Consider the following 24,138-nt stretch of genomic DNA (forward strand, 5'->3'; position numbering starts at 1 on the left):
GGTGACGCTGGACGGCTCCGGCAGCCGCGACGCCGACAACGACCCGCTCACCTACATGTGGACCCAGACCGGTGGGCCGGCGGTGACGCTGTCCAGCCGGACGGTGCAGAAGCCGACCTTCATCGCCCCGGCCACACCGGCCACGCTGACCTTCAGCCTGGTCGTGCGGGACGGCAAGGTGGACAGCGCGGTGTCGACCACCACGGTGACCGTCACCAGTCCGAACCTGGCCCGGGGCAAGACCGCCACCCAGTCGAGCACCAGCGGTACCGCGGTGGCGGCCCGGGCGGTGGACGGCAACACCAACGGCGTGTTCGCGAGCGGCTCGGTGACCCAGACCAACACCTCCACCCAGCCGTGGTGGCAGGTCGACCTCGGTTCCGCGGCGGCCGTCTCCACGGTCACGGTGTGGAGCCGGACCGACTCGAACCGGATGGGCAGCGGCTCGGTGTTCATCTCCTCGACCGACATGAACGGCCGGTCGATGTTTTCGCTGCAGGCCGACGACTCGGTGAAGGAGATGTCGTTCTCGGCGTTCTCGTCCACCACCAACAGCCTGACCCTGAACGCGGGCAACGCCACCGGCCGGTACGTGCGGGTGCAGCTGTCGAGCATCTTCACCACCCTGAACCTGGCCGAGGTGCAGGTCGGCGGCACCACCGGCGCCGTGAACCTGTCCACCAACCGGCCGGCCACGCAGTCGTCGACCGACGTCGGCACCGCCGCCCGGGCCGTGGACGGGAACACCAACGGCGTCTTCGCCGCCGGGTCGGTGAGCCGGACGGCGTCCAGCTCGCAGCCGTGGTGGCAGGTCGACCTGCTGACCAATTCCCGGGTCGGCAACGTCACGGTGCACAACCGGACCGACGCCTCGGCCGACAAGCTGAACAACGCGGTGGTGTTCCTCTCCACCGCCAGCATGTCGGGCCGGACCTACGCCCAGCTGATGGCCGACTCCACGGTGATCAAGCTGAACCTCGGGGCGACGCCGGGGGCGGTCACCAGTCTGCCGACCAACACCGTGGCCCGCTACGTCAAGGTGCAGTCGCCGGCCACCAGCGCCGGTGTGATCAGCCTGGCCGAGGTCACGGTGACGGGCACCCAGCCCAACTGACGTACGACCAGGGATCCGTCTCGGTTCGTTCCATCGACGAAGCGCACGGTCCGGGCTCCACGCCCGACCGACCGTGTGAGGAAAGCCAGCGATGAGCGAGCCGGGACGAATCCTTCGTGCGCGGCGGGTCCGCTGGCGGACGGCGAAGCGGCGGCCATGCTGTCCGCCTCGATGACGAGCCGCCGGCCGGTGTCCGCCAGGTCGACCCGGGCATGGAAACGATCGTCGCCGATCCGCACCTGCGGAACGAATCCGTCGAGCTCGGCTTCGATCAACACCGCTCGCAGTATCGATTCGAGAACCGACTCGCTGCGTCCGTCCAGATGCTCGGCGACCCGGAGTACGGCGCCGCGACCCGCACTGCCCAGCTGCCGACCAGCGGGGCCAGCAGCTCGGCGCGACTGACCGATCGTGCCCGGGCGGGCGAGTCGGCGATGGCAGGCGCGGGCCCGAACGACAGGGTCCGCGCGCAATCGACCAACGTGCGCAACGGCGTCGTCACGGCATCGACCGCCGGCGCGTGCGCCCAGTGCAGGACGACCGACTCGCTGCTGGGCCGGCGATGGCGATGCCGGGGAATGGTCACGTGCGGGATCGCCGGTGCCGGGGACGGTGAGAGCCACGCGACTTGCCACACCGGCCAGCTCCGCGACTTCGAATCCCAGCCCTTTTAGCTGACTGCGCCGACTCTGCTTGACGCGATTTCATGTCACGAGTCATGTCACGCGGCGGTGGGCAGGGAGGCTGCCTACCTCTGTAGATGCGACCGCTGCACCCCGAGAGCCTGCCGGTTACAGCTCTTAGGACCGGGGCGCGCCGCAAGCGGGGCGCAGCGCGGCCCGGGCTTGCGACCTCCGGCCGACGCCCTCCACCGCGCGCACCATCTGCGTCTGGCCGATCCTCGAATGCTCACTGCGCCCATCGCCGCTCGTCAAGCTATCAACACTTCGGACGGCCGATGGCAAGGGGCCTAGTCGTGGTCAGTAGGTGAACTGCATCGGCCGGGCGTCCACAGGCCGCGGAGCGCCGGATCGGGCCTTACCCAAGTAGCTCCTGAGTAGATGGTTCTTGCGTCAAACAACGTTGCTATGGGCAAGTTCCTGCTCCGTCACAGCTCCGTGGGACGCTGACAAACCACGATCACGGTTGATCAGCAATGAGAAGCAAACCCGCAGGTCAGACGCCATATGTGGTGTCCATCGACTCACTCGGCGTGAGGCTGGAGGAGATCTACACCATCTTCGAAGGCACCTCGGAGATCCAGCGCCTCGTCATCTCCCGCGCTATCTCGGGCATGCGGATTCGCTTACGTTCCGGCAGGTCAGAGACTGATTTGAGGTACTTCTGGGTCGAGGCCGCCGTCCGCCTCCCACGAGGCATCGAGAGCGCGTTCCGCCCGGCGGCGGTTGGGTCCAGGCAGTCACAGCCAGCCACGCGTTTTGGCGCTCATGACCATCTGGAAGCGGGTGGTGGCACCGAGGTCTTCCATCAGCGCGTGGATTCGGCGCTGCGTGGTTCTCATCGACCAGCCCAGCGACCTGGCGATGCCTTGGTCGGTCAGTCCTGAAGCGAGCAGCATCAGGAGATCCTTGGTTGCCTCGTACGGTCCGCTCGCGCCGTCCACCGGCCCGTCGACGGACAGTGGCACGCCCCGGTCCCACTCCGCCTCGAAGAGCGTGATCAGCGCGTCGAGGAGGGAGGATGGATGGATCACGTAGGCGATGGTGGTCTGCTCGCTGGCGCTGATGGGAATGACGGCCATCCGGTCATCGACGCTGATCATTTTCAGCGGCAGGTCCGGCCTTACTCGGGCTTGTTCACCCTCGCGCAGGGTGGCGAGTAGGCCGGCTCGTAGCCGCCCGGGCCAGGCGACCGCGCTCCGGCTGTAGATCACCCGATACCGGATGCCCCGGCGCAGCCGCTGGCCCTGGTTCTCCACATTCGCGCCGGGCGTGCCGGCGTAGGGCGGCTTGTCGAAGCCGCGTATCTGCGTCTTCGCGCTGTTCTCGATGTGCGCCACTCTGCGACCGATGGTGTCCTGGCCGACAAGCACCTCCAATGACTGCTCCGGATGGATGTAACGAGATGCGGCCCGGTGCGTCTCCATCAGTGCCTGTGCGGCGTCGCGCGCCTGCCACAGTTTCGACTCGACCGCGCCGATCAGTTCGCCGATCGCGGCGTCTGGTGGCGCGGCGAGATAGCGCACCGGCCGTCCCGGAAGCCGGCTGACCAAACCGCGCTCGGTTAGCCGGACCAGTGCACATCTGGTCTGAGCCGGGGACAGCCGGACGGTTGTGGCAAGTTCGCCCGTGCTCGCTCGAGGGTTGCCCACCAGAGCGACGTACACGGCACTGTCCGCCGGCTCGAGACTCAGTGCTTCGAACATGTCGCCTCCAGGCTTCCGTTGCATCGTGCTGGCTGGCCTCCCGCCAGATCGCAGTGGGCCCGGCCGCGCCGTCGCGAGGCATGGGCAGGACTGTGAGGCGTGCGAACGGTGTGCAATGCTGTGCCGACAATGAGTGAGGTGGCACGTCGGGACGCGGTACAGCCTTTGACGCCGCGAACTGCGGAGTCGTTGGCCGGGAGCGTGCTGCTTCACCTGCCGGCGATCACCGACGCGCTGGTGGAAACCATCTACGAGCAGAATCCTGCCTATCGCGAGATGGACGCGGTTCCGCTGGATGACCTGTGGCAGTCATGTCACGACAACGTCGCCCGGGTTGTGCAGATGGTCGCCGGCGCGGATCTCCGCCCGGGCCGGTCCGCACCTGATGAGTACTTCGATGCCGCGCAGGAAACCGGACGTCGCCGGGCCGAGCAGCGGATGCCGCTGGATGACGTGCTGCGCTCGTTCCGCCTCGGCGGGCGGCTGGTGTGGGAGGCGCTGATCGACGAGGCCCGTGCGCAGGGCGTGGTCGACTCCGATGCCCTGCTGGACATAGCGAGCAAGGTCTGGGAGGTCGTCGACAACACGTCCTCGCAGGTTGCCGCCGCCTATCACACCGCAGAACGCCAACTCGTCCGCGCCGACGAGCAACGCAGGTCGACGCTCTGGGAAGGGTTGCTGCATGGCCGCGCCAAGGAACGAGCCTTCGTCCAGGAGGCTGCGACGGTCCTCGACGTCCCGGTGGACGGCCAGTACGCAGTGGTGGCGATCGACAACCTGATCGACGATGACTGCACGACCGCCTCGCTCAAACGGCGGTTGGTGGGCGTCCGGGTCGGCTCGGCGTGGCAGGTGCGTGCGCACACGGTCGTCGGATTGCTTGCCCTGGGCGCGGAATCTCCGGACACGGTACTCCGATTGCTGCGCGACGCCGTCCATGCGCCCGCCGGCCTGTCCAGCGTCGTCTTCGGACTGGCCAATGTGGACGCGGCCTACCGTCAGGCGATGCTGGCCCGGCGAACCCTGCTGGCTGGTCAGGTCGGCGTGGCGTCGCTCACGGAACGCCTGCCCGAGGCATTGCTCCTCAGTGCTCCGGAGCTGGCCGAGCAACTCGTCCAGTCGTGGCTGGTGCCGCTGATGAAGGTACCCGCAGCCGAGCGTCAACTACTGCTCGACACTCTGGAACAGTGGGTGGCCGCGGGCGGTTCCGTACGGCGCACAGCCGAGTTGGCGTTCTGCCATCGCAACACGGTGATCAATCGGCTCCACCGGATCCATCAGATCACCGGCCGCGACCTGACCGACGCCGCCTTCCACCTGGAGCTCGGCCTCGCGCTGCGTGCCATCCACCTGTTTCCGCCGCAGAGCCGCTGATCCCTCCGGCTGTGCGTTGTGCACAGTCTGGCTGAGCCAAACCTAGGCGTCCTGGCCATGCCGCCGCGCCGTTGGCGGTGCCAGACTGCGTTCCCACCCATTGGTCGAGCACGGAGGAATCTTCATGGCCGAACACCGTCGTTCGCCGCAGCAGGCACCAGAGAAGCCGGCCGACGAACGCGGTCGGTTGGGGCGCCGTCGCGTCCTCGGTTATCTGCTCGCCGCGCCGACCCTCGCGGTCGGTGTGAGCTGGATCGCCGACTCGGCCGACCCGCGGGAGGCGGATGCCGCGGTTCCCTCGCTGCCCCAGCCGGAGGAGATCTTCGACCTCGGCGATCTGCAGAACCTCGCCGCCGCGCCGACGTCCGGCCTGATCTCGGTTGAGCTGAAGACCGACGGCACGGCGTTCTTCGCGGTACCCAGGGCCGAGGTCGGCCAAGGCGTGACCACGGCGATCGCGATGATGGTCGCCGAGGAGCTGGATCTGCCGATGGACAAGATCACCATCGGCCTCGCCGACGCACGGCCGGAGTTGCTGATGAACCAGCTGACCGGCGGGTCGAACTCGATGCGCAGTATGTACCTCCCGGTACGCACGGCCGCCGCGATCGCTCGGCAACGCCTGGTGGAAACGGCCGCCGCGCAATGGGGTGTGTCGGCCAGCCAGTTGACAACCCGCAATGGTGTGGTCAGTGGCCCGAGCGGACGGACTGCGACGTACGGGTCATTGGCCAAGGCGGCCGCCAGCTCCCAGACGATCACGGTGTCGGCCCACCTCAAGTCCCAGTCCCAGTTCACCATCCTCGGACGCCCGCACAACCGCGTCGACGCTCTCGACATCGTTACCGGCCAAAAGCAGTTCGGGACCGATATGCAGGTCCCGAACGCGAAACCGACCATGGTGGCCCGGCCGCCGACGATCAACGGCACGGTGGTGTCGGTCAACAATCTCGCCGCTGTTCGCGCCATGCCGGGCATCACCGACGTTGTAGCCATCACCCACGGTGTAGCGATCCGAGGCGAGACATTCGGCCAGTGCATCGACGCCATCCAGGTGGTCGACGCGACCTGGGGCCCCGGCACGGTAGACAGCGAGTCCGACGCCACGGTGCTGGCGAAGCTGCGCGCGGCCCAGCTGCCGATGGTGGTGCCGCCGCTGCTGTCGAACACGATCGACGCCGAATTCGTCTTCGCCTTCGCCAGCAACAGCCCGCTCGAACCGGACTGTGCGATTGCCGACGTCCGGCCGGACAGGGCGGAGATCTGGTCCAGCCTCAAGGTGCCGATCGTCGCTCAGGAGGACATCGCCAAACAGCTCGGCCTGCCGATCGACGCGGTGAAGGTGCACGTCATCCAGGGTGGCGGCTCGTTCGGCCGGCACCTGTTCCATGATGTGGCGGCCGAGGCGGCGGAGATCTCCCAGAAGATGGGCAAGCCGGTGAAGCTGTCCTGGTCGCGCACGGACAACTTCCGCCAGGGGCGCGTCCACCCGATGTGCACGTCGCGTGTGCGGGTGAACTACCTGGCCGGCAACGTGCTCAGTTACGAGCAGCGACACACCAGTGTGCAGACCGACTTCGGTCACGGGCTCGGCGAGATGATCACCTCGACCGCCGCGCACCTACCGGTCGGCGGCAACCTGTCGTTCGCCGAGACGATCTTCGAGCTCACCCAATCCTCGCCGTACAACTTCGGTGTCACCACGCAGCTGCTCAACGAGGTCCCGCTGAAGTTCAACACCGGCAGCATGCGCAACATCTACTCGCCGAACGTGGTGTGTGCCGAGGAGCTCATGGTCGACCGGCTGGCCGCGAAGCTCGGCCAGGACCCGGTGCGGTTCCGCCGCAACTTCCTGAAGGACCAGCGATTGCTGGCGGTGCTGAACAAGGCGGCCGAGGTCGGCCAGTGGGGCAAGGCGATGCCGAAGGGCGTTGCGCAGGGTGTCGGGGTGCACGCGGAGTACCGGGGCGCGGTCGCAACGCTGGTCGAGATCGACTGCCGACCGGAAACGGTGAACAGGCCGATTCGGGACGGCGTGAGCGGCCCGCGGGTGACCAAGGCGCTGATCGTGGTCGATCCCGGGTTCTGCATCAACCCCCGCGGGCTGGAAGCGCAGATGATCGGCGGCCTGCAGGACGCCATCGCGCTCGCGCTGACCTCGAGCCTGCACATCAAGAACGGCATTCCCCTGGAAGGCAGCTGGGACCACTACTTCTACACCCGGGAGTGGAACACGCCGCCGGACGTACAGGTCATCATCATGCCCAACACCAGTGACAGCCCCAGCGGTGCCGGCGAGCTGGCGGTGGCGCCGGCTTTCGCCGCGGTCGCGTGTGCTTATGCCCGCGCCACCGGGACCATGCCGACGTACTTCCCGATCAACCACGGCACGCTCGGCTTCGAACCGCTGCCGCTGGAGCCCTCCACCCCGCAGTCACCGACCGACGGTCTCGACCACACCTTCTGAGGAATCCATGTCAACGCACACTTTCAAGCTCAACGGCAAGCAGATCAGCGTCGAGGCCGAGGGCAACGTCCGTCTCCTGTGGGTTCTTCGCGACCTGCTCGGCGTCACCGGCCCGAAGTACGGGTGTGCGCTGGAGGTCTGCAAGTCGTGTACCTCTCACATCAACGGCAAGGCGTTCAACCCGTGCTCTGTGCAGGTCAAGGACATCCAGCCGGCCGACGAGATCACCACCATCGAGGGCCTGCCGGCGACCGTCGGCAAGGACCTGCACCCGATGCAGCAGGCCTGGCTCGACAATGACGTCGCCCAGTGCGGTTACTGCCAACCCGGCCAGATCATGGCGGCCGTGGCCAAGGTCAAGCAGGCCCGCGCGGAGGGCCACGAGATCACCGACTCGGACCTGGACGAGCTCCGCAACATCTGCCGATGCGGAACCTACTCCCGTATTCGCGAGGCCATCAATGCCGGCGCCAAGGACATGTGAGGGTCGGCGTGCGTGACCTGCTCCCTCCCATTCGGCAGTGGTACGCGGACGGCAGCCGGTTCGCAGTGGCTACTGTGATCGACACGTTCCGCTCGGCCCCTCGCCAACCAGGCGCGGCCATGGCAGTCTCCGACGAGGGCGTCGTGGTCGGCAGCGTGTCCGGCGGCTGCGTCGAAGCCGACGTGTATGAAGTGGCTCGGGACGTCATCCAAACCGGCCTGCCGTCCATACGGCGGTACGGCGTCTCCGATGATGACGTGTTCGCCGTGGGACTGACCTGTGGGGGCGTGATCGAGGTCCTGGTGCAGCCGGTCGACCTAGCCTCGTTCGCCGAATTCGATGCGGTGGCCGATGCGGTCGACTCGGGCCGGCCAGTTGCGGTTGCGACCGTGGTCGCGGCCGGAGATCGCCTGGGTCAGCGGTTGGTCGTTTGGCCGGATCGGATCGCCGGCAGTCTCGGTGACTCGCGCCTGGACGCTGCCGTGGTCGAGGACGCCGTCGCCATGCTTGACCAGGGCGCGACAGGGATTCGGTACTACGGCGCGCAGGGGGAGTGCGGGCGCACCGAGGTCGGGGTGTTCGTCCAAGCGTTCGCGCCACCGCCGCGGATGATCGTGTTCGGCGCGATCGATTTCGCGGCGGCCATGGCCCGGGTCGGCAAGTTCCTTGGCTACCACGTGACGGTGTGCGACGCGCGAGGAGTGTTCGCCACCCGGCTGCGGTTTCCCGAGGCGGACGAGGTGGTGGTCTGCTGGCCCGACCGCTTCCTCGCCGAGGCGGTCGAACAGGGCCTGGTGGATCGCCGCACCGTACTGTGCGTGCTGACTCACGACCCGAAGTTCGACGTACCGTTGCTGGAAGTGGCTTTGCGTACCGACGCCGGCTACATCGGCGCGATGGGCTCGCGTCGAACCCACGAGGATCGGTTGTCCAGGTTGCGAGCGGTGGGCGTGACCGAGGCCGAGCTCGCCCGGCTGACCTCACCCACCGGTCTGGATCTCGGCGCACGAACCCCTGAGGAGACTGCGATTTCCATCGCGGCGGAGATCATCGCGACCCGCAGCGACGCCAGCGGACAGCCGCTGTCGTCGACCACGGGGCGGATTCACCGTGAGACCGCGGACTTGGCCGTTGCCCGTCACGAATCACGATCGTTGCCCTCAGCAAGGTCTTCGCAAGGGACGAGCATGCAACCCGCGGCAGTGAGGTAGGCGTTTGCGCCGCGGTCGCCTTGTGCCGCGGCCAGCGCGCCGGCCCAGTGCGCTCGGCCCAGCAGCACTGGATGCCCACCCGATCCATGGAAGCCCGCCCGCAGCAGCACCTGGGTTGGATCACTGCTCCTGCCTGCGGTGACAATGCGACGAACGACGTCCGAGCCCACGTCCGGGAGATCGACCAGGTGGATGATGGCGGCGGTGGTCTTGGAGACCGGTCAACTGGTGGATCATCGCCTCCCAGTCGTGGTCGAGCGAGGTCGAGTCATCGGATGTTGTTGATCCGTTCGGTCGAAGTGACCGATGGCGCGGAGGGCTCCGCGGCCGCGGTCCAGATCGATGAGCGTCGGTTGCACGACGTTCGATAGCGGCAGTGTTGCGGCGTTGTAGGAGCTTGGCCACTTGTCTGCAAGGTTGGGTGCCGGGGGGTGGCGAGTGCGGAACACCTCTGCGATGGTCTCGCCGAGGTGGCAGATCAGGAGGGTGACGGTCAGGGTGGCGAAGTTGAAGACCAGCGTGACGGCTGTGTCGCCGCCGGGGTGGGGACTGTGCTTCGACACCTCGCCGACGGCGGTGATCATTGCCGTGTTGGCCAGGACGAGATTCGCCGCGATCGCGACCACCTGGACCGCTGGCGGTACTTCGAGGATGTGTTCTGAGCAGGCGGCGACCGCGCCGGTAATCGCGGTGATTGCCAGGGAGTACACCGCCGGTGTCCACCAATCGCGATGGATGAAGGCCCATACTGCATCGAATGCGATCGCGGTCGTGACCAGCGGATACCCGAAGAGCATCGCGATCAGCCGGCGCGGCGCCGTGCTCTTCACCGAAGATCGTCTCCCCAGAAGTTCGTCCGGCCGGGTGGCCGGCCCGCGACTCAGCTCGCGGACCGGCCGCTGTCGATCTGAACCCGATGCGCCTTGGTAGCTTGTGACTTGGGCGCCCGGACCATCAGTACGCCGTCGTCCAGAGATGCTTTGATACGTTCGACGTCGACCTCGCCCGGCAGGGCGACCGAGTGGTGGAACCGACCGGTTCGGCGGGTCTGCCGGCGCGCGAAGCCCTTGCGCTCCCGCTCCTTCACCTCGCCGTGCACCGTCAGTTCGCGGCCGTTGACCTCCAGCGTGACGTCGCGACGCGAGACGCCGGGCAGGTCGATCTCGACGACATAGGCATCGTCGGTCTCTTCGAGGTCCACCGGGAACGGAGACCAGCCGCTGCGATCGATGGTGCTCACCTCTCACGTTCGTGCTGTGGGGGTCCGCTGCCGCGGTTCGGGGTTTGGCGGCCCGACTCGTGATGTCCGCCTCGATCAGAGGCAGTGGCCGAGCCCCCGAACAACGGCAGCGGACCGGTTCCGGCTGGCCCACGGCTCGCGCTGGGCCGCCGGCCGGCCGGTGCGGTGTCAGGCGTTGATCTGCTTGCGGTCGACGCCGTTGATCTCGATCTTGCGGGGCTTGGCCTGCTCCGCGATCGGGATCCGCAGCCTGAGCACACCGGCCTCGTAGCCGGCCTCGATGCGGTCGGCGTCCAGGTTGTCGCCGAGGAAGACCTGCCGGGTGAAGGTCCCTTGCGGTCGCTCGGAGATCTGGACCTGGTCGCCGTCGCCGACCGTCAGGCCGGGCCGCTCTGCCTTGACCGTGAGCACGTTGCGCTCGACGCTCACATCGATCGCCTCAGGATCGACGCCGGGAAGGTCGAACGAGACTACGAAGTCGTCACCCGACCGGTAGGCGTCCATCGGCATCGCGGTCGGCCCGGTCCACGGGCCGGTGAGCTGCCGGGTCAGCTGGTCGAACACCTGGAATGGATCAGTGCGGATCATCATCGTCTTCACCTCCAACGTGTAGTTGTCGATCGGAGCTTTTGCTCTGTCCAACCAATACTGGGCCGTTGACATTTCCGCAAGTCAACGATTAGTTGACAACATCACATTCAGCCTCGGCTGTCTGCGCCGCCCCGTCGCGACAGGCTGTGCGGGCACTGGTGCGACGACGCGCTAGCCTGTCATGTGAACGACGACAAGAGCCAGTGTCGTCGACTTGACGACGTGGAGGTTTCTGGTGGCTACTAGGTCGAGCCGATCTCGTTCGGCCACGGACTCCGTGGCCGAGCAGGCGGTCACGCGACTGATCGAGGTGATCACCAAGCTCGGGGTCCCGGACCGTGCCAACGGTGGTCGCCGGCAAGCAGCGAAGCGTACGGCGGTCCAGGACGCGCAAGCGGTGGACGGCCCGGAACTGCTGGCCGCGCTCACCGCCCTCCGAGAGCTTCGGGATCAGCTGACCGACTGGGAACCCAGGCTGATCGGCGCGGCTCGGGCGTGTGGTGTCACCTGGACCGAGATCGCGCCCGCCCTCGGGCTCACCAGTCGTCAGGCGGCCGAGGGTCGTTACCTCCGCCTCAATCCGGGTTCCGACGACAAGCCGGAGACCACCCGGGAACAGCGCGTTCAGGCAGCGCGCGACAAACGGTCCGGTGATCGCGTTGTCGCCGGTTGGGCTCGCGAGAATGCCGCCGCACTACGGCAGTTGGCCGGCGAGGTCACCGCCCTCAAGGGGCTGACCCCGACTGCCCGTGCGAGTGTCGACCGCGTCCGCCAGGCACTCGGTGGCAATGACGCGGCCGACCTCCTGGGCCCGCTGGCCGACGCGGGTCCGCGGCTGAGCCGCAGCCATCCTGCCTTCGCTGACCGGATCAAGGCGCTCGATCGGACCACCGAGGAGATCCGGGCCACCGACCAGAACCGCCGTACGGGGTCGGACTGACCTCGTCACGGAGGTGATGTCTCCCCGGCGTCAGCTGACTCTGAGACATCCAAATCCTCCTCCCGGCCGACTCGTGTCGTCGGTACGTTGACAGGTATACTTGTCAACATACAGATGACATGCTATGACCGAAGTGCGTATGGACACCGACCACATCCAGGCAACATACGACGCCGGCGTCCTGACGCTGAGGATCCCGGTCGCAGCGGAGGCCAAACCCCGCAAGATCGAGATCTCTGCCGAGCCGGATCACCGCCAGACCGCCGATCGCGGGCAGAAGGAGGGACTCACATGACCGCCACGATCATCGAGATCGACCGTAACGCCTGGCAGTCCGAACTCGACCGACTGACCTGGCAGCACGAAGGTGACTACGTGACCATCGAGGTGATGGGCGCATCGCTCGGCGACCAGGTCGAAGTCGAGCGTCTTCCGTTCGCCTACACGACCTACGACCACAAGGCGGACACCGCGCTCGTCGTCGTCGGCGGTACGACGGCGAGACTCCCGGTCGCCCTCCGCCATCTCGTCACCCACCCAGTCAAGGTGGCCATCGACCCTGCGGCCAAACCGGAGTCCCTGCTGATCACCGGCTCCGACGGCACCACGACAGTGGTCAGGTTCTATCCCGGCTACTAGGCGAGTACGACGGTGAGTTTGTCCAGCTCGACATCGGCCGGGCCGGAGTCGGGTAGTGACGGGGCGATAGAGAGTCCGGTACGCCGGTGGGAGACTTGGGCTCGTGATGGTTCAGGTTTGGTCCGATCGCGAGGCGGCCCGCGAGGTTCAGTCGGGCACCGACGTCGTAGTACCGACGTACTGATCCGGCAATGGCTAGGAACTGGGCCAGCGGTCTACGGGGATACCAGCGGGGGTGGCTGCGACCCGACATCATCGCGGGCGTCACCGTAGCCGCCTACCTGGTTCCGCAGGCGATGGCCTACGCCCAGCTCGCCGGGCTGCCTGCAGTCACCGGTTTGTGGGCTGTCCTCGGGCCGCTCGCTGTCTATGCCGTACTGGGGACTTCGCGGCTGCTGTCAGTCGGACCGGAGTCGGCGACTGCGCTGATGACGGCCACAACCGTTGGTGCGGTGGCCGGCGGGGATCCCAGGCGCTACGTGGAACTGGCAGCGGCGCTGGCTCTCATAGTTGGGCTCATCTGCATCCTGGCGTGGCTTCTCAGGCTCGGATTCCTGGCCGATCTCCTGTCGAGACCGGTGCTGATCGGCTACATGGCCGGCATCGCGGTGATCATGATCGCGGGTCAACTGGGCCGGATGACCCGCTCTGTTGTCACGGGCAACAACCCGGTGGCGGAACTGGTCTCGGCCGCCCGGCACGTGCATTCGTGGCATCCGCAGACCGTCATCCTGTCCGTCGTCGTACTCGGGCTGCTCCTGGCCGTGTCTCGGTGGACGCCGCGTCTGCCTGGTCCGCTCCTGGTGATGGCTGCGGCGGCTGCAGTAGTTGCAGTGACCGGGCTGGGCGATCATGGGGTCGCTGTGATCGGTGCTGTTCCTTCGGGACTACCGAGCCCGGCACTGCCGACTGTCGACGGTGGCGACCTCCGGATGCTGATCATTCCCGCCTTCGGCGTAGCCCTCGTCGGCTACACGGACACGGTGCTGACCGGTCGCGCCTTCGCCACCAAGGAACAACAGCGCATCGACGCGGATGCAGAGCTCCTCGCAATCGGAACAGCCAACCTGACGGCAGGAGCACTTCAAGGGTTCCCGGTCAGCAGCAGCGGCAGTCGCACCGCTGTGGCAGCCGCCGCCGGCGCGAAGAGCCAGGCGTACTCACTGGTGGTGCTCGCGACGGTGATCCTGACGCTCGTGGTCGCCGGGCCGCTGCTGTCCACCTTCCCGACCGCCGCACTCGGTGCACTGGTCGTGTACGCCGCACTGCGGCTGGTCGATCTGGGCGAGTTCCGACGCATCGCACGGTTCCGTCGCAGTGAGTTGATCCTCGCTCTGGCCACCTGCGTAGGCGTCGTCGCCCTTGACGTTCTGTACGGCGTACTGGTGGCGGTTGCTCTGTCCGTACTGGACCTCTTCCGTCGAGTGGCACGTCCACACGACGCCATCCTCGGTATCGCACCTGGAGTTCCGGGCATGCACGACCTCGATGATTATCCGCAGGCACGTCCGGTGCCTGGGCTCGTCGTCTACCGGTACGACTCGCCTCTCTTCTTCGCGAACGCCGAGAACTTCCGTCGACGGGCCCTGGCGGCAGTTGACAGCTCACCGGAGCCGGTGCGATGGCTGCTGCTCAACGCGGAGGCGAACGTCGAGATCGACATCACCGCGATCGACGCCCTGGACGCGTTGCGTGAAGAGCTCGCCGGCCGCGGCATCGTGCTCGCCCTGGCCCGGGTCAAACAAGACCTTCGCGACGACCTGGCGGCTGCCGGCTTCCTCGACCGGCTCGGCGCCGACCGGATCTACCTGACCCTGCCGACCGCCGTCGATGCCTTCCGGAACGAATCCGGACAACAGCCGGAGGGAACCAGCTGAAGCTCTCGCCGCAGTGCCTGGACAGCCGGCGCGGCAGGTCCCAGCCGATCCGGTGTCTACCTGACCAGGGGGGTCTTTCGGCACTCGGTCAGGGGGACTGCGACTCTGCCGGTGAGGCGCGCCGGGACGCGACGATCGGAGCTACATCCCCGAACCGAAGGAACGATCGTGGCCTCCTCGACCAACCTGCAGGACAGCGTCCAAGCCATGGATGAGACCGTTCCGCGCGGCGATCTCCTGATGGGCGGGTGGGAGCGGACCGGACCAGTGGTCGTCGAGGTCGACGGATCCGCTGAAGGACTGCGGGTGATCGACTACGCGTGCACGGAGGCGATGCGCTCCGGCGTCGGGCTGGTGCTGGTGGCGGCGTACCCTGCTCGCGGTCCGCAGGCTGTGCATAAGCCGTGGCAGACACCCGAACGGGTCGGGGAGTTCCTGCGGATCGCTGCGGCCCATGTACGCCGTCAGGTCGGTCAGGCTCTGCAGGTGACACTGGCGCCCGCAGAAGGCGCACGGGCGAAGGTCCTGTCCGGCGCTGCCCGCGACGCGCGGCTGTTGGTGGTCGGGCGCGCGCGGCGTCGGGGACCGGAGCGTCTGATCGCGGCGCGGGCCAATCTTGCGCTCGCGCGCCGAAGCGACTGCCCGTTGGTCGTCGTACCAGGGTCGTGGAAGCTGGCACCGGGCCATCGGGACGTTGCGGTCGGCACCGACGGTACCGTGCTGTCGTCCGAGGCGGTTGAGTTCGCCTTCCAGGCAGCGGCCGAGCGCCAGGGGAACGTGATCGCGGTTCACGCTGTCAGGCGGCCCTTGTCGCCCGATGGTTCCTGGGTACGCGAGGGCGATCTCGCTCTCGCGGAGGTTCTCGCGAGGTCGGCGGCGGACTATCCCGAGGTGCAGGTGACCCGCTACCTGACGAATCGTCCCGTCGTGGCGGCGTTGGTCCACAAGGCACACGAGGTCGGGCTGGTTGTCCTGGGTGCCCATGCGGGACGGCTACCGATCGGCGATCCGGTGGCCCGCCGGGCGATGGTGGCGGTGGCCACGCCGGTCGCCATCGTGCCGCACAAGCCTACGGCGTACACCCGCCGCCTCCGATGAAGAAATCCGGAGTGACGGACTCATGGATTGACTTGTACTGGCTGCCGCTCGGGGCCGGTGGCCGGTCGGTGCGGTGGAACGGCCGGGTGATGGAGGCGGTCGCCTCGCGACACGGTGACCGCCCGGCTGAGGAGTTGTTCCACTCCGCGCTCGAGGTACGGGATCGGGGGAGGAGGTTCGTGATCGAGATGGCGCCGGTTTGGGGCGACGACAAGGTGGATCGCGGAGTGGTCTGCGAGGGGCCGGTCGTGATGAAGTGGCTCGGCCGGTCGCGGTACTTCCGGTACGAGGTTCGCTGCTGGCGGGACGGACGGATCCCTGATGTGGACGAGGCCGTAGCCGGCCCGCGGCGCATGAGCACGGACCACCGGGCTGCCCGCCTGATCGAGTTGATCGTCTCGGTTCCGCCTCTGACCTGGGGCCGGGATGAACTGGGTGCCGGTGACATGTGGAACTCGAACTCGGTGACCGCCTGGCTGCTCGCGCGGACGGGACACGACCTGACATGGATCGGCCCGCCGGCAGGGGGCCGCGCCCCTGGATGGAGCGCGGGCCTGGTGCTGGCGGGCCGGCAGGAGTCACTTAGTCCGGTATAGCCGGCGCCTACAGGCCAGACCCGGTGCCGTGATCCAGGGGTTCAAACTCGACGAGCAAATCGTGCTTTGGAGCTTCTGCGACGGCTACGGGACATGGGTGGGTGAAGAGCGTACCGACGATCCCGACATCGCTAAGTTGTGCGTCGCTGCATTCGATGCTGTCTGGGATCGAGCGATCCCGCACAGGGATTACCAACCGAGCTGACAAGAGGCCTGTAACCCTTGCCGATCCCCCCGCCTTCTCGAACGCTCAGAAGGCCAAACGTGACTTCGGCGTCCGTCTCGGTGAGATACGGAAGACCGCCGGTCTCACCGGACTCGCGCTCGCGTCATCGTGCGGCTGGAGCGAGTCGAAGGTCTCGCGCATCGAGAACGGCAAGACAGCGCCATCGGCTGAAGACCTTCGTCTCTGGGCTGCGCAGTGCGAAGCGTCTGACCAGACCGCCGATCTCATCGCCTCGCTGGAACTGCCAGATGACGTCGAGGGCGCCGTCAAGGTGCGGAACGAGCGCCTGAAGTTGCTCCACCAGAAAGACCGGACGTTCGCCGTTTTGATCGAGGAGGCCGTCCTCCGAAACGTCATGGGGGACACCGACGTCATGGCCGGCCAGCTCGGCTACCTCCTCACAATCAGCGAGTTGCCGTCCGTCTCCCTCGGCATCCTGCACCTCGGCGCGGACCGCACCTCGATGCCCCCAGTCGAGGATTTCTGGATCTTCGACGAAGCCCAGGTCAACGTCGAACTGATCTCCGGCTGGCTCAATGGCTAATCGACGAGACGTCCGCGACCGATGCACACGAGTGTGTTCGGGCAACCTGACCGGCGGCATATCGGCTCGTGGGATCTTCCACGATGGATGAACGGCGGAGCACCGAAGGTGCCGCAATATCCGTTTCAGGATGGTGAATACCGGTAGGGCGTCCTGTTCGACTGTCGCCATTGAGGGGCCTGCGGTTGGGGGTCGCGGTCAGACCGTGGTCGCGGCTTCGGCCGGAGGCGTGGATGTCAGTCCTCCTGCCCGATGTCGTCTGCGGAAGGAACTGGTCGTGATCGGGCGTGCGCACGGCGCGACACAGACTGTCCAGGTGGGATCCGAAAGTGGCATGCTCGCTGCATGTCGCAGATCGTTTGGTGGGAAATTGAGACACCTGCGCCGGAGGTCTTCCAGCGGTTTCACGGCGCGATGTGGGGCTGGGCTTTCGAGGAGGCCTTCGCGGACAGCGAGCTTGGTGCCGACTATTGGATTATCAAGCTTGGTGACGAGAGCATCGGTGGACTCCAGCGCTCTGCTGGCGCGGACCATCCTTGTGCGGGTACTCGGCTGTATGTGGAGGTAGCCGATCTGGAGGAGGCTCTGAGGGAGGTCGAGGCGCGTGGCGGTCTAGTGGAGCGAGCGCGCACCGCGTTGGGTGGTGATGACCGGTGGTTCGCGACGGCCTTGGATCCGAGCCACGTTTCTTTTGGCATGTGGACATCGCATCCGTCGGCTGAGTTGCCCGCATCTGACATCGGGGATTGAGGTCAGCTCGTTCGAGACCTCGAGATGTGCCCCAGGCCCGGTGGCCACGACCGAAGGATGCCAACTAGCGGGCTCTGGAGTAGTACAGCCGTCTGTCCCTTGCGTCCTTGGTCGGCTCCGGTATGACGCCAGCGTGGAAAAGCGCCGGCTTCCGAACCAATTCGTCGTAGGTCCGAGCCCGGACGTGCTTGGCGTCAAGTCACAGGACGTCGCGCTTTGGTGTTAGGAGGAGTGCGAGGAGAATGGCCGCGGCCGTGTAACTGAAGAGCAGCAGGCCGGCTGCGGGTATCGACAGGAGCTTGCCTTCGAGGTTCATCTCTTGGCTGAGCTGCAGGAGGGCGTTGGTGGCGCCTCCGGGCATCCATCGCCCGACCGTTGGGTACGCGTTGATGACTATCTGCTCGACGGCGAGCATCCAGACCAGCACGGCCACGGCAGCGACGATCTGGTTGCGGACCAGTGCGCCCAGCGCGACTCCGATGACGGCGTACACAGCCATGATGACGAAGCTGGCCGCGAGCATCTGCCAGAACTGCGCCCCGATGGTCGCGGCGCCGTCGCGAGACCGGATCAGTGCGATCGCGACCGGGATCGAGAGCGCGAGCGTCGTCGTGGTGATGACCAGGCTGGCAAGCGTCATCGACAGCAACTTGGCGACAAGCACGCGGGCCCGGCGCGGCTCGACCAGATACGTCGACGTAGCGGTGCCGTAGCGGAACTCCTGGGTGAACGCCATCCCGCCGAGCAGCAAGACCAAGACCAGAGGTACGCCGAAGCTGGACCCCACGACCACGGCCAGGAGGTCGGCGTCGTCGAGGGACATCGGAGCGGTCTCGTTCCCGGCCCTCGGGACTGTCACGACGACCGTCATGGTCTCCTCCCGCAGGCTGCGAATCGACATTACGCTCATCACAACGCAGCTGAGCAGGAAGCTGCCGGTGTCGATCGCGGTCGGCGGCTTCGTCGACGTACCGATCGCCATCAGTCCGGTAACCAGGCCGCCGATGGCGGAGACGCCGGCGACGACGCCGATCCAGACGACCGACCAGTGGGCAGGATGCTGACACGATCGACTGCAGCCAACCGGTGATGGACCCAGTTCTCGCACACCTTCGTTCGGGATAGCCGCTGAGGCATGCCGGCATCGACCACACGCTGGCCCGCACCGGCCGTGAGCAGGGTCAACTCCGCGGAAGACTGTGAGCTGCCTAAAAGTTGCTATGGGCAAATAGCTGCTCCGTCGCAGCTCCGTGGGACGTTGGCTGCGCTGGGCTCATGCCTGACTTCTGCCTGCTCAACGTTGGTCCTGCCACCCGCAGTAGAGGCCGCTCCCCACCGCTTTGTGACACCAACGATCGGTGATCCATGTCATACGCCCGCGCTGTCACAGGGCCTGGGTCGCCGGGATCTTGTGACCGTCAGGACGCCGCGCGAACGATTCGCGCGCTACGCAACACCACGAGTAGGGACGAAGTCATGGTAACCACGAAGGCGCAGGGCACGGCGGCCGATTCGCGCCGCTGGGCCGCGCTGTTCTTCATAGGGTTGGCCCAGCTGATGATCGTTCTGGATGGGACGGTCGTGAACATCGCGCTGCCGTCGCTCCAGCGGGATCTGGGGATCTCCGACGGCGACCGGCAGTGGATCATCACCGCGTACGCGCTGGCGTTCGGCAGCCTGCTGCTGCTGGGCGGCCGGATCGCCGACTACACCGGCCGCAAGCGGACCTTCCTGATCGGACTGCTCGGCTTCGCCGGCGCGTCGGCGCTCGGCGGCGCGGCGAACAACTTCGAGATGCTGCTGAGCGCCCGTGCCCTGCAGGGCGGGTTCGCCGCGCTGCTCGGGCCTTCCGCGTTGTCGCTGCTGACCGTGACGTTCACTCAGCCCAAGGAGCGTGTCAAGGCGTTCGGGATCTGGGGCGCCATCACCGCCGTGGGCGGCGCGATCGGACTGCTGGCCGGTGGGGCGCTGACCGACTACCTGGACTGGCGCTGGTGCCTGTACGTCAGCGTTCCGATCGCCCTGATCGCGGTGGTCGGCGGGTACGTGATGCTGGCCGAGTCGCGAAGCGAAGGCAAGGCTCAGTTCGACATCCCCGGCGTGCTGCTGGTGACCAGCGGGCTGGTCGCGATCGTGTACGGCACCAGCCAGGCGGAGTCCGACGGCTGGGGCTCGGCGAAGGTCATCGGTCTGCTAGTTGGTGGCGCGGTGCTGCTCGCTGTGTTCGCCTTCGTCGAGAGCCGGGTGTCGCAGCCAATGCTGCCGCCGCGCCTGATCGCCAACCGAACCCGCGGCGGCGCCTATCTGAGCGTGGGCCTGTCCATGGTCGGAATGTTCGGGGCGTTCCTCTTCATGACCTACTACTTGCAGGTCGTCAAGGGATACTCGCCGATCAGGACGGGCGTGGCCTTCCTCCCGATGACCGTGGCGGTCCTGATGTCGGCCGGCGGGCTCGCCATCCGGCTGCTGCCCAAAGTCCCGCCGCGGATGCTGATCGTGCCGGGCATGCTGCTCATCGCCTCCGGCATGCTGTGGCTGCGCACCATGGAGACCGACTCCGGCTACGTCGAAGGCGTGCTGATCTCGGGACTTCTGCTCGGCTTCGGGGTGGGCATCATCATGCCGGTGGCCTTCAACTACGCCACCCACGGCGTCGATCAGCGCGACGCGGGCGTCGCCTCGGCCAGCGTCAACACCGCGCAGCAGATCAGCAGCTCGATCGGAACCGCGCTGCTCAACACCATCGCCACCAGCGCGACCGCGGACTACTTGGTCTCGCATGCCTCGCAGGGCGGGAGCCCGGCCTTGGCCAAGAAGGCGATGCTGGAAGGTTTCGTGACAGCCGGAACCTGGGCCGCGGGGATCCTCCTGGCCGGCGCGCTGATCGTCGCTGTCCTGATGAACACCCCGCGCCCCGAACAGGCCGTCATCGAGGACACCGAGAGCGCGGGGGACGCCGAGGACACCGGGCCGGTGCTCGCTCGCCCCTGATCCCTCCTGCGGAGTTCAGGGGAAGGCGGGGGGACCGCCGTGGAGGGCGCGGTGGGCGGCGTCGGGGTCGGCGAAGAAGTTTGGTAGTTGGGTTTCGGTTTCGTAGTAGCGGTGGAAGACCGGGGTCTGGGAGCCGGACATTGGTGGCACGATCCAGGTCCAGTCGGCGGGGCAGCGGCGGCCAGCTCGCTCCTCGCGTTCCAGGTGGATGAGGAATCTGCGGGACTCGGTGTGATGGTCGGTGATGCTGACGCCGTTCGCGTTGAACGAGTGCAGTACCGCGCGGTTGATCTCGACCAGGGCCCGGTCTCGCCACAGGGTTGCCTCGTCTGACGTATCAAGCCCCATTCGCTCCGCAACCTCTGGGACCAGGGCATAGCGGTCGCTGTCGCCCAAGTTGCGGGCCCCGATCTCTGTGCCCATGTACCAACCGTTGAAGGGTGCAGCCGGGTAGGAGACACCGCCGATAACCAGGCGGGTGTTGCTGATCACCGGTACTGCGTGCCACCGCAGGCCCAAGTCGGCGAACCACTCCAGCTCGGGGTGCTCGAGTGGGACCTCGTTGACCGCAGTACCGGGGAGTTGGAACATCCGCGGTCCCTCGTCAACGGTCTCCACGACGAGGGGGAGCACGTCGAAGGCTCCCGGGGTCTCGGGCGGCTGCCACCCGCGCTGGATGAGTTTGCTGGTGAAACTTCGGTAGCGGGGGTCACCGAGGACACGGCCGTCCGGTTGCTCGTACCCGGCGTACCGGATGAGTTGCTCGTTCCAGATCCTGGGGGCAGGTCTGTTCGGAGACTCGGGAGCGAACACGCTGATCATTGGCCGGATCTTCCCGCCGTTGTGAGCCACGCGCAGATGGTCGAAGCAGTGCCTGGCGACGTGGCCGGCGTCGGAGACAGTCCTCAGATCGCGAATCTGCAGGCTGCGCCAGTACAGCCGTCCGATGCATCGTGCGTTGTTGCGCCAGGCGACGCGGGCGCCGAAGGCCAGCTCCTCAGCGGTGTGCCAGTAGGTCCCGGTCAGGTCGATCTCGCGCATCACCGCGGCGATCCGCGGCCCCATCCACCCGGCCTGGGGGTTCTCGGCATGAAAGAGCTCGAGGAACTCCTTGGCCGCGACCCGAACCAGCTCGCTGTCGGCGCCCCCGGGACTTCGTTCGGGGTGGGGCCGGCTCACCGGGTGGCTGGGCCTCGCCCGGACCCTCCCGGGACCTGGAGACGCTCGCTTGCCGGGCCGTGACACCCTGCGCCACGGCCTGTCGCCGACCTGGAGCAGTTGTTCGCCGGCCTGGACCGCAATGAGCTGGCGGGTGCAGATCCGGACGGCCAGCAAGAGGATTGCCAGGCTCAGTACGACGACGGCCGGGCGGCTGATCGGCACGTTCCAACCAAGTTCGACAACCGCGCCGACGGCGGCGCCGGGCACCGATAGTCCGACGATGGCGAGCGGGAGAACCAGAAGCCGGCGATGTTCTAGCGCCGGTGGGTGGGCAGGGAACCTGCGGGCGGGGCAGTTCGGCTGCGAAGCGTTCATGTGGTGCCTGGACGCCGGGTCTGCCAGTCGAACAAGGGGTCGTTCTGGTGGGGCGCCGCGACCTCCGACTCGCCGAGCCGGTCGACCTCGGTGGCGAAGGAGTTCACGATCGACTGCATCTGCTCCTGGGCCGTCTGTGCGTACGAACGGACCTGCTGCCCGGCCGTGTCCATGGCCTCCGCGACAATCCTGCGCTCGTGGGCGCGCGCCTGGCTGATGCGCTCGCGGGCGTCCCGGCTGACGTCCTGGACCATCTCCTCGACCACCAGCTGAGCTTGGCTGAACATTTGGACGACCTGTTCGTTCACGCGGTCGCCGGCCTGCTCGTACTGGTCCAGCTCCGCCTGCACGCGTTGCAGCTCCGCCCGCCCGCGCTGCAGCTCGGCCTGGCCGCGCTGGAGCTCGGCCTGGAGACGTTCGTTCCTGGCCCGGCCCTCGCGGAGCTCCCTCTCCGTGACCTGTACCTGATCAGCTAGCAGATCGAGGTACCCGTAGACCGTGCCTGCGTCCAGGCCCCGCAGCCGCCGCTGGAACGTCTGGTCCCGGATCGACTGGGGTTTCTGATGTGGGGAGTCGTGGCGGTGGTTGTTGAGCCTCACTTGTTGTCTCCTGACCTGGTAGCGCCGGGCCGGCGGCGTGCTCGCCCGCGGCCGCGTAGTAGAAGTGCTCGTACTTGATGTGCTCGGGCTGCATGCCGGCGGCGGCCAGCTGCTCCAGCGTGTGCGCGACCATCTGCGGACCACCGCACACCATCGCCGTGCGTCCAGACAGCAGCTGCCGGGCTGCGACCGTGCCGACCTTCCCGCGCGTCCCTGGATAGGACGGGTCGTCGGACACGACCTCGGTGTACTCGAACCACGGCCGCTTCTGGGCCAGCTCTCGCAGCCGGGGGCGGTCGTAGAGGTGCCAGGGCATCCGGACTCCGTGCAGCAGATGAACCAGCGGTCCAGTGCCCGACCGTTGCCACTCGTGATCGATCTGCTCGAGTACTGCGAGGAGCGGAGCGAGACCGGTTCCGCCGGCGACCATCAACAGATCCCGCGAGTCGCCTTCCCGCCGAGTCAGCCGCTCGCCGATCGGCGCCCCCAGCCTCACGGTGTCGCCCGCCTTCAGAGACCGCACCACGGTCGGGCTCACCTGGCCACCGTCGATCTGTTGCACCTGCAGATCGATCGAACCGTCCGGGCGCGGGGCGTTGGCCGGGCTGAAGTACCGCCACTGCCGGGGGCGTTGCGGGATCTCCATGGACACCGACTGGCCGGGGAGGAACTGGAACGCGCGCCTCGGCCGGACCGTCAGCAGGGTGAGATCCATGGTCCTCCGCTCGGCAGAGACCACGTCCGCGTCCCACCAGTCAGGGCTGGACTCCGACGACGTCTCCGCCGCCTCGACCATGATCCGGGCGACCACCTGGTACGCCGCCGTCCAGTGCGCGGCGAGCTCCTCGTCCCACTCGGACCCGAGGAAGTGCATCAGGGTTGCGCACAGCGAGGCGCCGACCGCGTTGTAGTGCTCCGCGACGACGGCGTACTTGCGATGGTCGCGGCCGAGATGTTGCAGGAAGGCCGCATCGTTCTCCAGCTGGTCGGCGTGGCTGACGATCCTGCCGAGTGCGCTGACGAACTTGTCCCGCTGGTGCGCCATGGAGAGCGGGAACATCGACCGCACCTCGGGATGAGACACGAAGATGTGCGAGTAGAAGTACAGCGGAACCTGGTCTCCGTGCTTCGTCACCTGGTCCCAGCTGCGTTGCAGGGCGTAGGTATCCATGGGGCTTCGCTATCCGTCTCGGAACGGCAGCTCCTCGACAGATTCGGACGGCCCCTCACCGGGCGCCAGGTGTTCGCGGTCGGCAGTTCGAGCCGACGGGTACTGCGTTGACAAGGGTTCCCTCCCAATCCAGTCCCCGAGTCTTTCCAGTCCTCCCGACCTACCCTCGGCCCAGCGGGTTAAACCGCCGGCCGGACTCAAGCGTCTCGAAATCTCGGTTACTGAGATTGGGTGGCCCGACGTCGTCCGCGACCTCTTCCAGTGCTGTCGACAGGTGCTTGGGGCGGAGTAGGCTCGGGTGGTT

Annotated in this window: 27 protein-coding genes; 18 read left to right on the forward strand and 9 right to left on the reverse strand. The window is 67.0% G+C overall.

Annotation, left to right across the window (positions count from 1 at the left end; all coding sequences use genetic code 11):
- Both VFG33_RS00570 and VFG33_RS00575 read left to right on the forward strand, forming a co-directional pair.
- Nucleotides 1-1,114, forward strand: a 1,114-nt coding sequence (locus VFG33_RS00570) for a galactose-binding domain-containing protein (protein WP_325021161.1), incomplete at its 5' end; no start/stop codon positions are given.
- A 212-nt stretch (nucleotides 1,115-1,326) separates the two neighbouring features.
- A complete protein-coding gene (locus tag VFG33_RS00575) occupies nucleotides 1,327-1,788 on the forward strand; it encodes a hypothetical protein (RefSeq protein ID WP_325021163.1) in 462 nt (153 codons plus the stop codon).
- Nucleotides 1,789-2,534: 746 nt separating this feature from the next.
- On the opposite strand, the gene VFG33_RS00580 is transcribed toward VFG33_RS00575, so the two are convergent.
- The gene (locus VFG33_RS00580) at nucleotides 2,535-3,500 is read right to left on the reverse strand and encodes a helix-turn-helix domain-containing protein (RefSeq protein WP_325021165.1); all 966 of its coding nucleotides are present in this window, start codon (nucleotides 3,498-3,500) and stop codon (nucleotides 2,535-2,537) included.
- 138 nt (nucleotides 3,501-3,638) lie between these two features.
- Between VFG33_RS00580 and VFG33_RS00585 the strand changes: the two genes are divergently transcribed.
- The 4 genes from VFG33_RS00585 to VFG33_RS00600 all read left to right on the forward strand — a co-directional run bounded on the left by VFG33_RS00585 (nucleotide 3,639) and on the right by VFG33_RS00600 (nucleotide 9,036).
- Nucleotides 3,639-4,874 carry a PucR family transcriptional regulator gene (locus tag VFG33_RS00585; protein ID WP_325021167.1) on the forward strand — a complete coding sequence of 412 codons (1,236 nt, stop codon included), beginning with the start codon at nucleotides 3,639-3,641 and terminating at the stop codon, nucleotides 4,872-4,874.
- Nucleotides 4,875-4,998: 124 nt separating this feature from the next.
- Entirely contained in the window at nucleotides 4,999-7,341 is a 2,343-nt protein-coding gene (locus VFG33_RS00590; protein WP_325021169.1) for a molybdopterin cofactor-binding domain-containing protein, read from the forward strand.
- Between the two features lie 7 nt (nucleotides 7,342-7,348).
- On the forward strand, nucleotides 7,349-7,825 hold the full coding sequence (locus VFG33_RS00595) for a (2Fe-2S)-binding protein (protein WP_325021172.1): 477 nt from the start codon (nucleotides 7,349-7,351) through the stop codon (nucleotides 7,823-7,825).
- An 8-nt stretch (nucleotides 7,826-7,833) separates the two neighbouring features.
- Complete coding sequence (locus tag VFG33_RS00600; protein WP_325021174.1) at nucleotides 7,834-9,036, forward strand: XdhC family protein; 1,203 nt, start codon at nucleotides 7,834-7,836, stop codon at nucleotides 9,034-9,036.
- Here VFG33_RS00600 and VFG33_RS41200 read toward each other — a convergent pair.
- The 4 genes from VFG33_RS41200 to VFG33_RS00615 form a co-directional block, all read right to left on the reverse strand.
- A complete protein-coding gene (locus VFG33_RS41200) occupies nucleotides 8,964-9,206 on the reverse strand; it encodes a hypothetical protein (RefSeq protein ID WP_414672910.1) in 243 nt (80 codons plus the stop codon). The two genes, VFG33_RS00600 and VFG33_RS41200, sit on opposite strands and share 73 nt — an antisense overlap.
- A gap of 63 nt (nucleotides 9,207-9,269) precedes the next feature.
- Complete coding sequence (locus VFG33_RS00605; RefSeq protein WP_325021176.1) at nucleotides 9,270-9,866, reverse strand: hypothetical protein; 597 nt, start codon at nucleotides 9,864-9,866, stop codon at nucleotides 9,270-9,272.
- A 50-nt stretch (nucleotides 9,867-9,916) separates the two neighbouring features.
- Nucleotides 9,917-10,276 (reverse strand): Hsp20/alpha crystallin family protein, encoded by a 360-nt coding sequence (locus VFG33_RS00610; protein ID WP_325021177.1) that lies wholly within the window; start codon nucleotides 10,274-10,276, stop codon nucleotides 9,917-9,919.
- A gap of 168 nt (nucleotides 10,277-10,444) precedes the next feature.
- Nucleotides 10,445-10,867, reverse strand: a complete 423-nt coding sequence (locus VFG33_RS00615) for an Hsp20/alpha crystallin family protein (RefSeq protein ID WP_325021179.1) — start codon at nucleotides 10,865-10,867, stop codon at nucleotides 10,445-10,447.
- Nucleotides 10,868-11,102: 235 nt separating this feature from the next.
- Here VFG33_RS00615 and VFG33_RS00620 point away from each other — a divergent pair, with 235 nt between their 5' ends.
- The 9 genes from VFG33_RS00620 (at nucleotide 11,103) to VFG33_RS00660 (ending at nucleotide 17,537) form a co-directional block, all read left to right on the forward strand.
- Nucleotides 11,103-11,807, forward strand: coding sequence for a hypothetical protein (locus VFG33_RS00620; protein WP_325021181.1), 705 nt, complete (start codon nucleotides 11,103-11,105; stop codon nucleotides 11,805-11,807).
- Between the two features lie 124 nt (nucleotides 11,808-11,931).
- Nucleotides 11,932-12,102, forward strand: a complete 171-nt coding sequence (locus VFG33_RS00625; protein ID WP_414672911.1) for an Hsp20/alpha crystallin family protein — start codon at nucleotides 11,932-11,934, stop codon at nucleotides 12,100-12,102.
- Nucleotides 12,099-12,446 carry a DUF5335 family protein gene (locus tag VFG33_RS00630; RefSeq protein ID WP_325021183.1) on the forward strand — a complete coding sequence of 116 codons (348 nt, stop codon included), beginning with the start codon at nucleotides 12,099-12,101 and terminating at the stop codon, nucleotides 12,444-12,446. Before VFG33_RS00625 ends, VFG33_RS00630 begins: the two co-directional genes overlap by 4 nt.
- Nucleotides 12,447-12,637: 191 nt before the next feature.
- Nucleotides 12,638-14,323 (forward strand): SulP family inorganic anion transporter, encoded by a 1,686-nt coding sequence (gene sulP, locus VFG33_RS00635; protein WP_325021185.1) that lies wholly within the window; start codon nucleotides 12,638-12,640, stop codon nucleotides 14,321-14,323.
- 207 nt (nucleotides 14,324-14,530) lie between these two features.
- Nucleotides 14,531-15,421: a universal stress protein gene (locus tag VFG33_RS00640; protein ID WP_325021187.1), complete on the forward strand. Its 891-nt coding sequence runs from the start codon at nucleotides 14,531-14,533 to the stop codon at nucleotides 15,419-15,421.
- Nucleotides 15,422-15,432: 11 nt separating this feature from the next.
- Nucleotides 15,433-16,017, forward strand: coding sequence for a hypothetical protein (locus VFG33_RS00645; RefSeq protein ID WP_325021189.1), 585 nt, complete (start codon nucleotides 15,433-15,435; stop codon nucleotides 16,015-16,017).
- Nucleotides 16,018-16,114: 97 nt separating this feature from the next.
- Complete coding sequence (locus tag VFG33_RS00650) at nucleotides 16,115-16,222, forward strand: DUF6879 family protein (RefSeq protein ID WP_325021208.1); 108 nt, start codon at nucleotides 16,115-16,117, stop codon at nucleotides 16,220-16,222.
- Complete coding sequence (locus VFG33_RS00655; protein ID WP_325021191.1) at nucleotides 16,173-16,787, forward strand: Scr1 family TA system antitoxin-like transcriptional regulator; 615 nt, start codon at nucleotides 16,173-16,175, stop codon at nucleotides 16,785-16,787. The genes VFG33_RS00650 and VFG33_RS00655 overlap by 50 nt, the downstream gene beginning before the upstream one ends.
- 345 nt (nucleotides 16,788-17,132) lie before the next feature.
- Entirely contained in the window at nucleotides 17,133-17,537 is a 405-nt protein-coding gene (locus VFG33_RS00660) for a VOC family protein (protein WP_325021193.1), read from the forward strand.
- Nucleotides 17,538-17,736: 199 nt separating this feature from the next.
- On the opposite strand, the gene VFG33_RS00665 is transcribed toward VFG33_RS00660, so the two are convergent.
- On the reverse strand, nucleotides 17,737-18,438 hold the full coding sequence (locus tag VFG33_RS00665) for an ABC transporter permease (protein ID WP_325021195.1): 702 nt from the start codon (nucleotides 18,436-18,438) through the stop codon (nucleotides 17,737-17,739).
- Between the two features lie 37 nt (nucleotides 18,439-18,475).
- On the opposite strand from VFG33_RS00665, the gene VFG33_RS00670 reads away from it, so the two are divergent.
- Nucleotides 18,476-18,601 (forward strand): hypothetical protein, encoded by a 126-nt coding sequence (locus VFG33_RS00670; RefSeq protein ID WP_325021197.1) that lies wholly within the window; start codon nucleotides 18,476-18,478, stop codon nucleotides 18,599-18,601.
- 412 nt (nucleotides 18,602-19,013) lie between these two features.
- The gene (locus VFG33_RS00675) at nucleotides 19,014-20,528 is read left to right on the forward strand and encodes an MFS transporter (RefSeq protein ID WP_325021199.1); all 1,515 of its coding nucleotides are present in this window, start codon (nucleotides 19,014-19,016) and stop codon (nucleotides 20,526-20,528) included.
- Nucleotides 20,529-20,543: 15 nt separating this feature from the next.
- On the opposite strand, the gene VFG33_RS00680 is transcribed toward VFG33_RS00675, so the two are convergent.
- Together VFG33_RS00680 and VFG33_RS00685 are read right to left on the reverse strand one after the other, a co-directional pair.
- A complete protein-coding gene (locus VFG33_RS00680; protein ID WP_325021201.1) occupies nucleotides 20,544-21,911 on the reverse strand; it encodes a nitric oxide synthase oxygenase in 1,368 nt (455 codons plus the stop codon).
- 149 nt (nucleotides 21,912-22,060) lie between these two features.
- Nucleotides 22,061-22,351 carry a hypothetical protein gene (locus VFG33_RS00685; protein WP_325021203.1) on the reverse strand — a complete coding sequence of 97 codons (291 nt, stop codon included), beginning with the start codon at nucleotides 22,349-22,351 and terminating at the stop codon, nucleotides 22,061-22,063.
- Here VFG33_RS00685 and VFG33_RS00690 point away from each other — a divergent pair.
- A complete protein-coding gene (locus VFG33_RS00690; protein WP_325021205.1) occupies nucleotides 22,340-22,540 on the forward strand; it encodes a hypothetical protein in 201 nt (66 codons plus the stop codon). The two genes, VFG33_RS00685 and VFG33_RS00690, sit on opposite strands and share 12 nt — an antisense overlap.
- On the opposite strand, the gene VFG33_RS00695 is transcribed toward VFG33_RS00690, so the two are convergent.
- Complete coding sequence (locus tag VFG33_RS00695; protein ID WP_325021207.1) at nucleotides 22,533-23,834, reverse strand: globin domain-containing protein; 1,302 nt, start codon at nucleotides 23,832-23,834, stop codon at nucleotides 22,533-22,535. The two genes, VFG33_RS00690 and VFG33_RS00695, sit on opposite strands and share 8 nt — an antisense overlap.
- Nucleotides 23,835-24,138 lie beyond the last annotated feature (304 nt).

The sequence above is a fragment of the Kribbella sp. genome (assembly GCF_035687465.1).
In the GTDB taxonomy this organism is placed as follows: Bacteria; Actinomycetota; Actinomycetes; order Propionibacteriales; family Kribbellaceae; genus Kribbella.